We start from the raw sequence: 16,202 nt of genomic DNA, 5'->3' as shown, positions 1-16,202 counted from the left end.
TTATGTGGCAAAACAACTCATTTGCTAACGCATTATTCCCCGAATATGTTCCGATTACCAATCACTTTATGCAACATGAAAAAGTCAGTGGAAACTTAGGCTGACAAGCTAAGACTGCGGCCTCTGTAAACGACTCCGCAGCGCACTTAGACTATGTTAGACTGTGACTATTTCAAGCCTCAAGCGCACTTAAGTTAAACCAATTTTGCTGCGCATTTTATTAAAATAGGGGATTATAAGTGACCACTCTAAGTCAATTACAACCACAAGCACTTTGGCAATGGTTCGAACAAATTTGTGCTATTCCACATCCATCTAAACATGAGCAGGCACTAAGCGCCCATATTCAAGCTTGGGCTAAAGACAAACAACTCGACGTTGTTGAAGATAAGGTGGGTAACCTTATTATCAAAAAGCCAGCAACTGCAGGTATGGAACACTGTAAAACTGTAGTGTTGCAGGCTCATATTGATATGGTGCCACAAAAAAATGCCGATAAAGTGCATGACTTTGAAAAAGATCCAATCGAAGCTTATGTCGACGGTGACTGGGTTAAAGCTAAAGGTACAACCTTAGGTGCTGATAACGGTATCGGTATGGCATCAGCCCTTGCAGTATTAGGTGCCGATGACATTCCTCATGGCCCACTTGAAGTACTATTAACCATTGATGAAGAAGCTGGCATGACAGGCGCCTTCGGTTTAGAAGCAGGTATGCTTGAAGCTGAGATCTTAATCAATACCGACTCAGAGCAAGAAGGTGAGATCTACATGGGCTGTGCTGGCGGTGTTGATGCCCAGCTAACAGTGCCTATGGTTTGGCAATCGCCAGAGCCTACAAATGCCAGTTATAAACTGTCAATTTCAGGCCTTAAAGGTGGCCACTCAGGCGTTAACATTCATTTAGGCCGCGGTAATGCCAACAAGCTTTTAGCGCGTTTCTTATTTGACTATGCTGATGAGCTTGCTATCGAACTCACTCAATTTGTTGGTGGTTCACTGCGTAATGCAATCCCACGTGAAGCTGAAATCAGCTTTATGCTACCACCAGAAAATCTAAAGCTACTGCAAACTCGTATCGGTGAGTTCCAAGCGCTAGTACGTGAAGAACTGGCAATCGCAGATCCAGGGACGGTGTTAACTCTCGACGAAATCCCAGCTGAAAAACAAGTGATGAGTGAAGACTCGCAGCAGATCTTAGTTGACCTGCTTAATGCTTGTCCTAACGGGGTGATCCGCATGAGTGATGAAGTTGAGGGGGTAACTGAAACTTCGTTAAACGTTGGTGTTATCAGTACTGATAATGAAAATGTACAGATCCTATGCCTTATCCGTTCATTGATTGATTCTGGTCGCACTGAAGTTGAAGGGGTATTAACCTCACTTGCCAACCTTGCTGGCGCTGGTGTTGAATTTAGCGGTGCTTACCCAGGCTGGAAGCCAGATAATAGCTCACCTGTTATGGCAAGCGTACGTGAAACTTACGAAGCCATCTACAACAAAGAGCCAACGATCATGGTGATCCATGCTGGTCTTGAGTGTGGTCTATTTAAGAAACCTTATCCAGATATGGATATGGTATCAATTGGCCCAACGATTCGTTATCCGCATAGCCCAGATGAAAAAGTGAATATTACCACTGTAGGTCAATACTGGAAGCTACTGTTAGCCGTACTTGAACGTACTCCAGCTAAAGACTAACCATTGGTTTAAATACCTTACATAATGCAAGGCCACTTAGCTGATTAATCTAGCAATAAGTGGCCTTTTTTATATGACGAAAAATTAGAGATTAAAAACCTAAGTCCATCTGTGACTGGTCGATATCTACATTATTGTCATTCACTTGATTAGATGCGAGACCAACCGATACACCGAGTAAGCGGATCCCGCGCTCATGCTGCCGCTCCATTGCCTGCTCAAGTAACTGATAAAACAGGTTCACCGAGATCTCATCACTACGATGCTCAATGGTTGTCTGTTTAAAGTCTTCAAACTTAAGCTTTACAACTTGTTTATTGATCACTCTATCTTTGGCACCACGACTGACTCTAACACCCAGTTCTTGAATTAACTGTGGCATCACTGCACGGCACTGCTCTAGGGTATGAATGTCTTTGGCTAATGTGGTTTCTACACCCACTGATTTTCGTTCACGATTAGGTGAAATACCGCGTTTATCTATACCTTTTGCTCTCTCTATCAATACCGCACCAAACTTACCAAAACGCTCGATGAGCTTTGCTTCTGGATAAGCTTGAACATCGCTGCAAGTGTGTAAACCGAGGTCAGCTAGCTTTTTAGCGGTAACCTTGCCCACTCCGGGAATTTTTATCAGTGGTAAGGTTTTTACAAACTCATCAATCATGTCTGGGCGGATCACATATTGTCCATTAGGTTTATTCAAATCAGATGCAATCTTGGCTAGAAACTTGACCGGGGCGATACCTGCAGAAGCAGTCAGCCCGGTTTCAGTCAGTATATCGGCGCGGATTGCTTCAGCGATTAATGTCGCAGAGCCTTTACAATGCGCGCTATCAGTAACATCAAGATAAGCTTCATCAAGAGACAGAGGTTCAATTAAGTCAGTATAGCGCTCGAATACAGCGCGGATTTGGCAAGAAACCTCTTTATAGACCTGCATACGTCCGGGAACGAGGATCAAATCAGGACAAAGCTTTAAGGCATAAGCCGATGCCATCGCTGAGCGTACACCAAATTTACGCGCCTCATAGTTGCAGGTGCTGATCACCCCCCGGCGATCACTGCGACCACCAACGGCAATAGGTTTCCCTCTTAATTCAGGAAAATCGCGCATTTCCACTGCGGCGTAAAAGCAATCCATGTCAACGTGAATGATTTTTTGCAAGCCAATATCCTCCGCCAACAATAATACTGTATAAAAACACAGTGCACAATAAAAAGCGCATTTTCACGGTTGAGAAAGAGCCTGCTACCCACAAAAAAGGAGCCAAATGGCTCCTTTCAATAAGCAAATGATAAATACTAAATCTTAAACTGTTTAATGTTGTTACCCAGTGATTCGCTCACCTGAGTAAACTCATCAAAGTTATGCGATAGCGCCTCACTTGCAGCGAGTGATTCATCAGATAATGTACGTACATTTTCGATGTTACAGGCCACTTCTTCTGCGACAACAGCTTGCTGTCCTACCGCGGCAGAGATTTCAATAGTTTGCTGCTGAATAGCTTCAATCGCGTCAGTAATATCCCCTAATGCCACTTCAACTTTGGCGGTAAGATCTTGGCCAATATTCGCCTGTTCAACTCCAGCTTCCATGACTTGCTCCGCTTCGTTAGCATTAAGCTGCAAGGTTTGAATAATCTCTTGAATATTGGCTGTTGAATCTTGAGTGCGTGACGCTAGAGTTCTTACTTCATCGGCAACAACCGCAAAGCCACGTCCTTGCTCGCCCGCCCTAGCAGCCTCGATTGCCGCATTTAGCGCCAGTAAATTAGTTTGCTCGGCAATGCCGCGGATCACATTAAGCACTTCACCAATCTGCTCTGAACGTGTTCTAAGCTGTTTAACTACCTTCGCGGCTTCAATAACTTGTACTGATAACGACTGCATGCCTTGAGTCGCTTGTGCCACAATCAGGCTACCTTCATTAGATTGGGTTTGGGCTTTATCGGCAAACTCACTCGCTCGTTGCGCACTTGCCGCCATCTCTTGGCTAGTATGAGCCATTTCAGTTGCCGCAGTCGCGACTGAAGCAATTTCATGCTTTTGCTGAGCTACAGATTGTAACGCTCTAGAGCTGACATCAGATGCCGCAGCTACGCCTTGCTCTACTTGCAGTGTTAGCTCACGAGTTTCTTGCAGCATTCCCTGTACTTTAGCCGCGAAACGGTTAAACGCATCTCCAAGCTGTCCCAATTCATCTTCACGATTTATATCAATACGTTTAGCTAAATCGCTATCGCCTTCAGCAATATCTTCCATTGCGGCTAGCAACTGATTGATCTGCTTTCTAAACGGTAACAAAGTCCCCCAGACAGTAATGCCCACTAACGCCATGATTAGTATCGACAGCAATATTGAATTAACGATTGCTTCTGAAACCGGTGCTTCGATCACCTCAACTGGTAACATAAAGGCTAAGTGCCATTTTTGCTCAGGATACTCTCCGCCGACATCAATAAAAATAACTCGTTGTAACTCGCCCTTAAACATCACTTCAGCAAAGCCCGTGCTTTGTGATTGCATTTGCCGACTTAGCTCTGCAAAGCCTTGTGAATCTTTAAATTGGCTATCAATTTTCGCTGCTTCAGAACCCGGTGGAAACTTGTCTGAAAAACCAGGGAAATAAACCAGCTTACCTGCATCAGTCGTTAAAAATGCCTGACCTTCACCTTGGTATTTAATCGGCGCTAGCAGTTCGCTGCCTATGGTATCAATCAAGATATCCATACCGCCAATCCCAATAAATCGCCCAGACTTATCTTTAACAATGGTTTTTACTGTTGTAGAAATCGAACCGTCGTTGGCATCAACCGCTGGATCGCCAACAAACATGCCATCTTTCTCAATCGCCTCATGCCACCATGGGCGTTTATTCGTAAAATACTCACTATCGTTATAACGACCATTCAAATCGAAATACTCAAAAGTATTGGCCGAGCCAAAAAATACAGACTTAATATCGCTGTCTTTATCAGAGAAGTGCTTAAAATATTCAACAACTAATGGATAATCTTTATCGCGGGAGAGATCGCTTAAACGCGCATTGTACTGGCTGAACCAGTTAACAACTGTGGGATCGGCAAATATGGCATGAATGAGCTGGCCTTTAGCCTCAAAGTAGCTACGAACTTCCGTAGACTTTAATTGAACTAGACTACTGAGATCGTTATCGATTTGCTGACGGGTACTGCTACTTTCATTTTTAACCAGAAATACCGCGACCACGGTAAATAGCACAGCAAGTGCACCAACAATTGTCACAACAAGCTGCATACTCAATGAACGTTTAAACCACTGCATTGACTCCCCTCTTTGTTATTTTTTTAAGTAGGTTCCGTTATCAGGTAGTCACAAATCTAACAGAAAAGAGTACAGATTAAAGTAGTTAATCTAGCCAGAATGGCCAAGGTTAGTAAAAGTACAGTTGGAGAGAGTAGTAATAATGGTTAACCCGCAACCAATATTAAGCCAAATTCATTACACCTATAAGCTAGAGCAACATAATAGGCTATTCATTTAGGGAATATCAGTTCAAGTTGCTACCACTAAGGTGCGACAAATAATATGTAAATATTTAGTTCTAAAATAAAGATAAAGGCCAAGATCTAGGGGAGTAACCCCAGTTAAAATAGGGTTGTTAGCATGGCTAACTCTTCACGGGTAAGCACAGATCTCGGTGTGATGGTGTTAATGGCAGGTTGCGCACTAGGCTTACTGTTACTCTGGAGCAATGCCTGTTGTTGCTCGTAGCGCTCAATGCATTCTAATAAAAACTCCACTTGAAACTGGCTTTCTCGACTCAGGCGAGCAGCATTGGCTTTAACAACATTAATCATATGCTCCCCCTGATACCAGTTAACTAAAGTACGTCCACGAGTTAAGCACTAACAATCAAATTTCGACTCAATTTAAAACGACCTATATAGGATAGGTCCGCCTAGCTGAATACTTGCTGTACAGCGACTATTGAATCGGCTCCTTTTCAATATTCAAAGTATAGACAAGAATTTTTAACTGGTAGGGACTTTTTGCCAGCGTGCTCTTATAATGTCAAAAGGCGCATTAAGCGCCTTTTGTGAATGAATTAGAGCCAAAAAACTACATCTTGCTTTGCAAGTAATTAGCTAAACCAACTTTGTCTATCAGGCCTAACTGCTTTTCAAGCCAGTACATGTGATCAGACTCAGTCTCCTCGAGTAAGACTTCTAAGATCTCACGGGTTTCATAATCTTGCTTTGCCTCGCACAGCGCGATTGCACTGCGTAGGTTATCAGCGACTTGATATTCATAAGCGAGATCGTTTTTCAGCATCTGTTCGGTATCTTTACCAATATTGAGTGGCTCACGGCTAGCAACATCTGGAGTGCCTTCCAAAAACAAAATACGCTGAACAAGCTTTTTAGCGTGTTCACGTTCATCGTCACTTTCATGGGAAATGCGTTCATGCAGCTCATTCAATCCCCAGTCTTCGTACATTAATCCGTGAACAAAATACTGATCCATAGCTGATAACTCGCCGGTCAGCAATTTATTGAGTGTATCAATGACTTCTTTGTTACCTTTCATAATAGCCTCCGATTAGTCCATTTTAGATTGTAAGTAGTTCTGCATACCTGTTAGTGAGATCAGCTCTAACTGTGCTTCTAGCCAGTCTAGGTGCTCTTCTTCATCTTCAAGCAGATCTTCTAAAATATCGCGACTAACATAGTCGGCTTCAGACTCACACAAGGCAATAGCTTCGCGCAGCACAACCAGCTCTTCTTCAAGCATTACCTTGTCACACTCGAGCATCTCTTGGCTATGCTCGCCTATGCGCAATTTGTCTAGCTGTTGCAGATTGGGTAAGCCTTCTAGGAACAATACACGTTCGATAATTTTATCGGCGTGCTTCATATCCTGAATGGATTTTTTGTAGGCCTTTTCATTAAGCTCTCCTAGTCCCCAATTTTTAAACATGCGCGCATGTAAAAAGTATTGGTTGATGGCAGTAAGCTCGCTGGTCAGCACTTTGTTTAGCTGACTAATGACCTTAGGTTGTCCTTTCATTTGTTTGTCCTTAGTTAAATTGATCTATATCAATATTAACAACCTAGAACAAAAAACAACCAAACACAAATAAACTTTATATTTCAAAGCCTTAATAAAGATAACCATTCTCATTAGCGCTTCAATTCCCAACTAAAAGCAAGTCGGCGTAAAGTGTCTTTTTATCCAGTTAAACTAGGCGATTAGCCTATTGGAAGGCTATAAACCGTGAGGGCTTTTACAACACGTGACCGAGTATATATTAGTAGATGCTGCAATAAAGGTGGGTTTTAGTAAAAAATGATATAAAAAAGGCTCCTAAAAAGGAGCCTTAATTGTCGCTAGTTATGCAAAATTAGATAATACGGTTTTGCGCTAACTTTTCTTTGCGTTCTTGTTCTGCCATACGTGCTTTACGCTTATCACATGGATCATCACAATCACATGCCTTTTCAATACCAAGTGCACCTAGGCCACCGCAACTGCCAGCGACAGCTTGTCGTTTGACTAAATAGCCTATCGACATTAATAAAAAGAATCCGATTAATACGACAAAAGCCGCAATAAAATTGCTCATATTCGACTCCAACTACTGAGTAACGAAAGGTTTGAAAGCTTCACTATAGAAAACTTTAAAGCCATCATCTTGCTTTTCAATAAGCATTATCGCTAGATGCTCACGTTTAGCAAGTTCTAGTGATGCTTGAGTACCTAGAACCATCATAGCAGTTGCGTATCCATCTGCAATCATAGACTCTTTATGCAAGACGGTAACAGACGCTAATCTGTGGTTTATCGGGTACCCTGTACGTGGGTCAATCAAGTGCGAAAAACGTTTACCATCTTCTTCGTAATAATTACGATAATCGCCAGATGTCGCCATCGCCATGTTATTTGGTGCAATAACTTGCTGTATACCATTGCCGCTGTTACCAGGCTTCTCAATCGCAATGCGCCATGGTGAACCGTCGGCCTTAGTACCGCGCAGACTGATCTCTCCGCCAATTTCAACCAAGTAACCCACTGGTTGATACTTATCTAACAAGGCGGCTATTTTATCAACACCAAAACCTTTTGCAATCGAAGATAGATCGACATAAATATCAGGGTTAAGCTTACTGATCTTATTACCGTCTAAAACGATTGCCTCAATTCCTGTACGCTGTCTTGCCTCATCAATCTCTTGCTGAGTCGGAATTTGAGTTGGTCTTTTGTCTGGGCCAAAGCCCCACAAGTTAACTAATGGACCTAATGTAATATCGAGGGCGCCATCAGTGGTTTTATATAGTGCTAATCCTTCAGCAATTACCTTGGCAGTATCAGCCGACACTTCAACATTTTCATTACGCGTCATCTGGTTAAACTTAGATAACTCTGAATTTGGTCGATAAGTCGACATTTGATCGTTAACCTTCTCTAAGGCTAGATCGATCTCTGCTTGCAGTAACTGAACATCTGGCATTCTTTCATTAGGTACGACTTTAATGTGGTAAGTCGTGCCCATAGTGTTGCCAGACAGTGAAATCACTTCAGCTTGTTTAGTACACGCTGAAATAAAAAAGGCTAACCCGATAAGGGCCAGCCAATTTACTAAGGTCTTAAACATATTGACCTAGATCTCCAATAAGAGAAGGGTTAGCCACCGAAGTCATCCAATAGGATGTTTTCATCTTCGACACCAAGATCTTTAAGCATACCGATTACAGCAGCGTTCATCATTGGTGGGCCACACATGTAATACTCACAATCTTCTGGCGCTTCATGGTCACGTAAGTAGTTTTCGTACAATACGTTATGGATAAAGCCAGTGTAACCATCCCAGTTATCTTCTGGCTGAGGATCAGACAGTGCAACATGCCATTGGAAGTTACTATTGTCTGCCGCTAGGCCATCGAAATCTTCTACATAGAACATTTCACGACTAGAACGCGCACCGTACCAGAAGCTCATCTTACGTTGAGACTTAAGACGCTTCAATTGGTCGAAAATGTGTGAACGCATAGGTGCCATACCTGCACCACCACCGATGAATACCATTTCAGCATCAGTCTCTTTAGCGAAGAACTCACCAAATGGACCTGAAATAGTCACTTTATCACCCGCTTTTAAGCTCCAGATGTACGAAGACATCTTACCACAAGGCAAAGTTAAATTGCGTGGTGGTGGAGTCGCAATACGCACGTTTAACATGATGATACCTTCCTCTTCAGGATAGTTCGCCATTGAATATGCACGGATTGTTTCATCATCAACTTTCGATTCTAGGTTAAAGAATCCAAAGTGTTCCCAGTCACCACGGTATTCTGCAGGAACATCAAAGTCCGCATACTTAACATGGTGAGCAGGCGCTTCAATCTGAATGTAACCACCAGCGCGGAAAGGCACTGATTCGCCATCAGGAATACCAAGCTTAAGTTCTTTAATGAAAGTGGCTTTATTATCGTTAGAGATAACTTCACATTCCCACTTCTTAACACCAAAGATCTCTTCTTCTAGTTCAATCTCCATGTCAGTTTTTACGTTTACCTGACAAGATAAACGACAACCGCCACGAGCTTCACCTTTGCTGATATGGTCCATTTCAGTTGGCAAAATATCTCCGCCACCTGACTTAACGTGTACTTTACACTGACCACAAGTACCACCGCCGCCACAAGCAGACGATACGAAGATACCGCTTTCTGCTAGTGCGCCCAGTAGCTTCCCACCAGCTGCAGTTTTAATTGCTTTATCTGCATCATCGTTGATGCCGATTGTGACGTCACCGCTTGCTACTAGCTTTGATTTAGCGAATAAAATCACTAATACCAAGACCAATACGATTGCGGTAAACATACTCACACCGAGATATACATCGATTGGTGTAGATTCAAGAATACCCATTAACTTATCCTTAAAGGTTCAAATTAAGACGTCGTTATGGTGCCTCTTTACAGAGACACACCTGAGAACGACATGAAACCTAGAGCCATCAAACCAGCGGTAACAAAGGTAATACCTAAGCCGCGAAGCCCATCAGGAACATCAGCATATTTTAACTTTTCACGGATACCAGCAAGTAGCACAAGTGCTAACGCCCAACCGATACCAGAACCAATACCAAACACTAAACTTTCACCTAGGTTGTAATCACGCTCAACCATGAAAGATACCGCACCGAAAATTGCGCAGTTTACAGTGATAAGTGGTAGGAAGATCCCCAACGCGTTATAAAGTGGTGGGAAATACTTATCCAATGTCATTTCAAGGATTTGAACCAAAGCTGCAATCACACCGATAAAGGTGATGAACTTCAAGAAGCTCAAGTCAGCATCTGGAACACCTGCCCAAGCTAATGCGCCTGGAGCAAGAATACTTTGATAGATGATTTGGTTAACTGGTACTGAAATCGCCAGTACAACGATAACTGCAACACCTAGACCCATGGCTGTTTTTACTTTCTTAGATACCGCTAGGAAAGTACACATACCAAGGAAAAAGGATAGCGCCATGTTTTCAATGAAAACAGAACGGATTAATAGACTAATATAATGTTCCATTATGCTTATCCTTTCGCTTCAACTTGCTCAGGCTTCATCACACGAATAATCCAGATCAATGCACCGATCAGGAAGAACGCACTAGGAGGAAGCAGCAATAGGCCATTAGGCTGATACCAGCCACCGTCTGAAATCTTGCTTAAGATTTCAATGCCAAATAGTGAACCATTACCGAATAATTCACGTACGAAGCCAACTGATAACAAGATTGCACCGTAGCCTAAGCCATTACCGATACCATCCATAAAGCTCATCATAGGAGGAGTCTTCATCGCATAAGCCTCAGCACGGCCCATTACGATACAGTTAGTAATAATCAAACCAACGAATACAGAAAGCTGCTTTGCAACATCGTAAGCGTAAGCTTGCAGTACTTGGTCAACCACGATTACTAGCGACGCAATAATCGTCATCTGCACGATAATACGTACACTGCTTGGAATGTGGTTACGGATCAGCGAGATAAATAGGTTAGACAAAGCACATACAGCAGTAAGTGCGATTGTCATTACCAAAGCGGTTTCCATTTTACTGGTTACAGCCAAGGCACTACATACACCCAAAATCTGTAGAGCAATTGGGTTGTTGCTGACAATAGGTCCTATGAGAACCGATTTAAGTTCTTTAGCATCAGCCATTAGCTAAGCCCTCCATTGCGAGCCTTTTCGATAAAGCGTGCAAAACCTTCTTCACCTAACCAAAATTCAAGTGAGTTTTGTACACCGTTACCAGTAAGCGTTGCACCAGACAATGCATCAACACCGTATGGAGAAGCAGCTACAGCAGGGTTTTTCGTTACGCTAATCGCAAGTTCACCCTTGTCGTTATATAGCTTCTTACCAGTCCACTTCGCGATCCACTGTGGGTTTTGAACTTCACCACCTAGACCTGGAGTTTCACCAGAGCCAGTGAAGCTGTAGTAAACCAAACTACGAATCGTGTTCAAGTCTGGCTCAACCGCTAAGAAAGCAAACATCGTTGACCATAAGCCGTAACCTTTAACAGGAATAATCACTGTTTGTAGCTGCTTATTGTCATCATGTACTAAATATACAACGGCTTTATTTGCTACACGTTTAACTGACGCAATGTCATTTTGTGGCACAAACGATGTTGCTGGAGTACGTGCTGCTTTTTCGGTATCAAAAGTGTTGGCATCACCTTCTACAAAATCACCAGTTTTAAGGTCAACTAACTTAGCTTCAACATACTTATCGTATGTTGACAAAATTGTAGACTTTTCAACTTTTCCTTCGCGAGGGTTGATAAGACCAGCAGCTTCTAGAATGTACTTTTGCTTATCAAGAAGTTTGTTTTCTTGCTGAGTTGGTTTCAACAATACTGCTGCCGTCGAAACGAACATTGAGCAGATGAAACACAAACCAACAACAACAAATAGTGTTCTTCCGAAAGAATCTTTATTACTAGCCACGTGCAATCCTCCGCTTAATATTCGACTGAACCACGAAATGGTCAAATAATGGAGCAAATAGATTCGCGAACAAGATAGCCAACATCATGCCTTCTGGGAACGCAGGGTTGATAACGCGAATGAATACTGCCATAGCACCGATAAGAATACCGTAAGCCCATTTTGCATTATTAGTGAAAGACGCCGAAACTGGGTCTGTCGCCATAAACATCATACCGAATGCAAAGCCACCTAAAACAAGGTGCCAGTACCAAGGCATAGCAAACATTGGGTTAGTATCGCTACCGATAAAGTTAAGTAGGTAAGAAACGGCAATCATACCGACCATTACACCACTTACGATGCGCCATGATGCGATACGGGTGTAGATGATAACTGCACCACCAATCAAGATAGCTAGTGTAGACACTTCACCAACTGAACCCGGAATGAAACCGAAGAATGCATTCCACCAGTCTTGAGTTAAACCGTATTCTAGTGTGCCTTGTGCCGCTTGGCTCAGTGCCGTAGCACCAGAGTAGCCGTCAGCAACAACCCAAGTGGTGTCACCAGACATATTTAGCGGGTAAGCGAAGAATAGGAATGCACGACCAGCTAGTGCTGGGTTTAGGAAGTTACGGCCTGTACCACCAAAGATCTCTTTCGCAACAACAACACCGAAGGTAATACCTAGTGCAACCATCCATAAAGGAATTGTTGCAGGTAGTGTTAATGCGAAAAGGATTGAGGTAACAAAGAAACCTTCGTTAACTTCATGCCCACGTACTGATGCAAATAGCACTTCCCAAATACCACCGACAGCGAATGTCACAGCGTATATGGGTAAGAACCAACAGGCGCCATACCACATTAATGCGGCAACCCCCGAATCTGCAGTCAACTCAGTACCAAACATACCGAAAAGTGCTACCTGCCAAGTATCAGGAGTAGCAAAGCCAGCAGCTAAAGCGTCTTGTGCTTGTAAGCCGACGTTGAACATACCCAAAAACATTGCCGGGAATGTACATGCCCAAACCGTAATCATCATACGCTTTAGGTCCAAGTTATCACGAACATGGGTACGACCCTTGTTCACATAACCTGGCGTATAAAAGACAGTATATGCAGCTTCAAAAAGTGCATAAAACTTCTCATATTTACCGCCTTTTTCAAATTGCGGTTCAATATTTTCGAAAAACTGTTTTAAGCCCATTAGCCTTCCCTCAGAATCGTATCTAAGCAGTCACGTAGATATGACGCGTAGTCATATTTACCAGGACATACGAAAGTACACAGTGCCAAGTCTTCTTCATCTAGCTCAAGCGCCCCTAATGTAGCTGCGCCGTCGTAATCACCAGAAACCAGATCACGAAGTAACATAGTTGGCAGAATATCTAGCGGCATCACGCGCTCATAGTTACCAATTGGCACCATTGCACGGTCACTACCACCAGTACTCGTAGTCATGTTAAATAGACGAGAAGATGAAAGGTGCCCAAGGAATGCACGAGTAATAGAGAACTTATTTGCACCAGGCATTGCCCAACCAAATAGTTCTTTTTCAGTGCCTTCTTCTAACAAGCTCACTTGGCTATGGTAACGACCAAGATAAGCATGAGGCCCCATCGCATTACGGCCGTTTAAAACAGAGCCTGAGATAGAACGAACAGTACCATCAGCAACTTCGCCTTCAACTAGTTGCGCCATAGAAGCGCCTAATTGAGTGCGAACTAAACGAGGCTTAGCAGCCTTAGGTCCGCCAATAGCAACAACACGCTGAGCGTTAATCTCACCGGTTGTAAACAACTGACCAAACGCAATTACGTCTTGGTAGTTGATGTGCCAAACTGTTCTCGTAGCAGAAGCTGGTAATAGGTTGTGAATGTGTGTGCCTGGCAATCCAGCAGGATGCAGACCAGCAAATTCTTCAACCTGAGCATTAGCCGCTGGAATATCAGCGCCTGGTGCTTTACAAAGGTAAACCTTACCTTCAGTTAACTTAGAAAGTAGCTTTAAGCCGTTTTCAAAGTCAGCTTTATGCTCTGCAATCACGACAGCAGGGTCTGCTGCCAATGGTTGAGTATCAATAGCGGTGACGAAAATACCAGCGGCAGTTGCATCAACGCCTGGTACTTTACTGAAAGGACGCGTACGCAAAGCAGTCCACAAGCCTGATTGGATCAGGTTGTCACGTACTTGCTGTGACTCTAGCGTGTCGATAGCAGTGGCGTCATATTTAGCAAAAGAGATACTGTCATCTCCTTCCACTTCTATAACAACAGACTGCAGAACACGCTGAGCGCCCCGGTTAACTTCGGAAATTGTGCCACTTGCTGAAGCTGTGTATATCACGCCAAGGTTTTTTTTATCTTCAAAAAGAACCTGACCTTTTTTAACTTTATCTCCCACCTTAATTTTCATGGTAGGACGTAAGCCAATATACTCTTCACCCAAAATAGCTACATGTTTGATGGTATTACCATCATGGATAACTTGCTCTGGCCCACCTGCAATAGGCAGGTCCAATCCTTTCTTTATTGTAATCATATCCACAAGCACTACGTTATGAAGGAAAGACAATGCGCCGCGTTCCTGCTAAACACACAAGTTTTAAACAAACCTCTAATTCGTGTTGAGCTAGCGCTAATTTATCGCCAAAATGCGATCAAAATCACGCTGGTCGCGCGCATTTTACCCCAAATATCACCGACTCGCCATGAAAATTGTGTCTGTTTTAAAAGCTTGAAGCCATTTTTATAACAAACATCCTAAATCTGCGAAGATATTAAGAATCAATTAATATAGCTACAGGCCACATTCTCCATACATTTAAAGAGGTTAATTAACTTTTACGCTTTCATAACACTGTTATAGTTATTGTTAATAATAAAATTTACACTTTTGTCTAAGTGGTGCTTAATTAAGCTTTTGAGATCTACGTCACTTAGCTATTTTGGCAAATAAAACGCCCTTCAAGCTATGTTTTACCCCTGCAAAATGGCTCACATATCGCAAAATCGAATAGCCGTAATTCAGGGCCAAAAGCATGCATAAAAGCTAAATAAGCGAATAACTGAATGCATATTGTTAACAATATGCAGCGATGGTCGTTTGGCAAAAACCTAAAACTTAAATTCAGGTTGCGCATTTAACTTAAACATCATCCCCCAACATTAAGAGTGCTCGGAGCCGACTATGGCCGCCGCTTAGGTTCAAACAACAATTAGTTTTATCGGATAATTGAGCAATGGACACAAAAAAAGCAGCCTAAGCTGCTTTTTCGTATATTTTAGACATTAACCTAACGCTTTATCTCATTAGAGACCTTTTAAAATCTCATCGCTTAGGCTCAAGTCATCATTACGGTTAACATTGATACCTGCGGCAATAATATTGCGGGCAATATCTTTGGCTTGATCCAATGAATGCATCTCGTAAGTTCCGCACTGATACTCGTTTAGTTCAGGGATCTCTGATTGCGCTGCAACTTTCAATACATCTTGCATTGCTGCTAACCATGAATCTGCGACTACTGATTCACTCGGCGTACCAATGAGACTCATGTAAAAACCGGTGCGACACCCCATTGGCGAGATATCAATAATTTCAACATCTCCGCCATTTAAGTGATCACGCATAAAACCTGCGAAAAGGTGCTCTAAAGTATGAATACCACGCTCACTTAAAATATCTTTGTTTGGCACGCAAAAGCGCAAATCAAACACAGTGATTGTATCGCCCTTAGGTGTCGCCATCGATTTTGCAACACGTACTGCAGGCGCATTCATGCGAGTATGGTCAACGGTAAAGCTATCTAATAACGGCATGCTAATTCTCCAAATTCACCTAAGTTATATACACTCACAAAGCGCGTGCCCGTGAACCTATTATTTATTTGACTATTTATCTCAAAGACAATAAGCCTATTTTTATAGCAAGTGATACTCACCTAGCCTAGAGCTGTAGTCAACAATAACTATCACAAAGTTTTTTCATGAAAATCGATTTGATAACATTTGCGCTCAAACAGCAGCCAAGCCTAGTGCAGACATAAAACGAGTAGTCCCCATAAAAGTTAAACCTATTACAGCTACATATTGTTCCAGCAATATGACAGAGGTATTTGCTCAAGCTTGAAAACCGACATACAAAAAAGCCACAGCAAATTGCTGTGGCTTTCATTTATCCATGCAGGCTTATAGGGCTAAATTAGCCTTTACACTTTGGCGAATCCGGCACGTTTGTCTCTTCGACCCACTCTTGTGGGGTATATGTGTGCATTGATAATGCATGCAAGCCTTGAGCAAATTCATCAGCTAAGGCTTCATTTACTGCACGATGACGACCAATAAGACGCTTACCTTCAAACTCGCTACTAGTAATAATCACTTTAAAATGAGTTTCTGAGTTTGGCGGTACGTGATGATTATGGCTTTCGTTAATCACTTCTAGATGCGACGGAGACAAAGCCGCGGTGAGTTTTTCGGTAATGATCTGTGCTACTGACATAACGATGTTCTC

The 16,202-nt window shown here is 42.7% G+C and carries 16 protein-coding genes; 1 reads left to right on the top strand and 15 read right to left on the bottom strand.

Annotation, left to right across the window (positions count from 1 at the left end):
* The first annotated feature begins 239 nt into the window (after positions 1 to 239).
* Positions 240 to 1,700, top strand: a complete 1,461-nt coding sequence (locus L2740_RS07570) for an aminoacyl-histidine dipeptidase (RefSeq protein WP_248949445.1) — start codon at positions 240 to 242, stop codon at positions 1,698 to 1,700.
* A 91-nt stretch (positions 1,701 to 1,791) separates the two neighbouring features.
* Here the strand turns inward: L2740_RS07570 and dinB are convergent, their stop codons facing one another.
* The 15 genes from dinB to L2740_RS07495 all read right to left on the bottom strand — a co-directional run bounded on the left by dinB (position 1,792) and on the right by L2740_RS07495 (position 16,190).
* Complete coding sequence (dinB, locus tag L2740_RS07565) at positions 1,792 to 2,868, bottom strand: DNA polymerase IV (protein WP_248949444.1); 1,077 nt, start codon at positions 2,866 to 2,868, stop codon at positions 1,792 to 1,794.
* A 137-nt stretch (positions 2,869 to 3,005) separates the two neighbouring features.
* Positions 3,006 to 5,006 carry a methyl-accepting chemotaxis protein gene (locus L2740_RS07560; RefSeq protein WP_248949443.1) on the bottom strand — a complete coding sequence of 667 codons (2,001 nt, stop codon included), beginning with the start codon at positions 5,004 to 5,006 and terminating at the stop codon, positions 3,006 to 3,008.
* 323 nt (positions 5,007 to 5,329) lie between these two features.
* Positions 5,330 to 5,542 (bottom strand): hypothetical protein, encoded by a 213-nt coding sequence (locus tag L2740_RS07555; RefSeq protein WP_248949442.1) that lies wholly within the window; start codon positions 5,540 to 5,542, stop codon positions 5,330 to 5,332.
* Between the two features lie 262 nt (positions 5,543 to 5,804).
* Complete coding sequence (gene bfr / locus L2740_RS07550; RefSeq protein WP_028769174.1) at positions 5,805 to 6,272, bottom strand: bacterioferritin; 468 nt, start codon at positions 6,270 to 6,272, stop codon at positions 5,805 to 5,807.
* Between the two features lie 12 nt (positions 6,273 to 6,284).
* Positions 6,285 to 6,752, bottom strand: a complete 468-nt coding sequence (gene bfr, locus L2740_RS07545) for a bacterioferritin (protein ID WP_248949441.1) — start codon at positions 6,750 to 6,752, stop codon at positions 6,285 to 6,287.
* A gap of 334 nt (positions 6,753 to 7,086) precedes the next feature.
* Complete coding sequence (gene nqrM / locus L2740_RS07540) at positions 7,087 to 7,308, bottom strand: (Na+)-NQR maturation NqrM (RefSeq protein WP_248471021.1); 222 nt, start codon at positions 7,306 to 7,308, stop codon at positions 7,087 to 7,089.
* 12 nt (positions 7,309 to 7,320) lie between these two features.
* On the bottom strand, positions 7,321 to 8,337 hold the full coding sequence (locus tag L2740_RS07535; protein ID WP_248949440.1) for an FAD:protein FMN transferase: 1,017 nt from the start codon (positions 8,335 to 8,337) through the stop codon (positions 7,321 to 7,323).
* 29 nt (positions 8,338 to 8,366) lie between these two features.
* Positions 8,367 to 9,614, bottom strand: coding sequence for an NADH:ubiquinone reductase (Na(+)-transporting) subunit F (gene nqrF / locus L2740_RS07530; protein ID WP_248471023.1), 1,248 nt, complete (start codon positions 9,612 to 9,614; stop codon positions 8,367 to 8,369).
* A gap of 47 nt (positions 9,615 to 9,661) precedes the next feature.
* The gene (gene nqrE / locus L2740_RS07525) at positions 9,662 to 10,270 is read right to left on the bottom strand and encodes an NADH:ubiquinone reductase (Na(+)-transporting) subunit E (RefSeq protein WP_248949439.1); all 609 of its coding nucleotides are present in this window, start codon (positions 10,268 to 10,270) and stop codon (positions 9,662 to 9,664) included.
* A 5-nt stretch (positions 10,271 to 10,275) separates the two neighbouring features.
* Positions 10,276 to 10,908, bottom strand: coding sequence for an NADH:ubiquinone reductase (Na(+)-transporting) subunit D (locus L2740_RS07520; protein ID WP_028769180.1), 633 nt, complete (start codon positions 10,906 to 10,908; stop codon positions 10,276 to 10,278).
* Entirely contained in the window at positions 10,908 to 11,702 is a 795-nt protein-coding gene (locus tag L2740_RS07515; protein WP_248949438.1) for a Na(+)-translocating NADH-quinone reductase subunit C, read from the bottom strand. Before L2740_RS07515 ends, L2740_RS07520 begins: the two co-directional genes overlap by 1 nt.
* Positions 11,695 to 12,894, bottom strand: a complete 1,200-nt coding sequence (locus L2740_RS07510; protein WP_248949437.1) for an NADH:ubiquinone reductase (Na(+)-transporting) subunit B — start codon at positions 12,892 to 12,894, stop codon at positions 11,695 to 11,697. The genes L2740_RS07515 and L2740_RS07510 overlap by 8 nt, the downstream gene beginning before the upstream one ends.
* Complete coding sequence (locus tag L2740_RS07505) at positions 12,894 to 14,228, bottom strand: Na(+)-translocating NADH-quinone reductase subunit A (RefSeq protein ID WP_248949436.1); 1,335 nt, start codon at positions 14,226 to 14,228, stop codon at positions 12,894 to 12,896. The genes L2740_RS07510 and L2740_RS07505 overlap by 1 nt, the downstream gene beginning before the upstream one ends.
* Before the next feature lie 770 nt (positions 14,229 to 14,998).
* Positions 14,999 to 15,508 carry an S-ribosylhomocysteine lyase gene (luxS, locus tag L2740_RS07500; RefSeq protein ID WP_248471027.1) on the bottom strand — a complete coding sequence of 170 codons (510 nt, stop codon included), beginning with the start codon at positions 15,506 to 15,508 and terminating at the stop codon, positions 14,999 to 15,001.
* A gap of 382 nt (positions 15,509 to 15,890) precedes the next feature.
* Positions 15,891 to 16,190: a BolA family protein gene (locus L2740_RS07495; protein WP_248949435.1), complete on the bottom strand. Its 300-nt coding sequence runs from the start codon at positions 16,188 to 16,190 to the stop codon at positions 15,891 to 15,893.
* Between the last annotated feature and the right edge of the window lie 12 nt (positions 16,191 to 16,202).

Source organism: Shewanella pneumatophori, assembly GCF_023283895.1.
Taxonomy (GTDB): domain Bacteria; phylum Pseudomonadota; class Gammaproteobacteria; order Enterobacterales; family Shewanellaceae; genus Shewanella; species Shewanella pneumatophori.
Note: the sequence above shows the minus strand (reverse complement) of the source record. Positions and strands in the feature narration are given on the sequence as shown.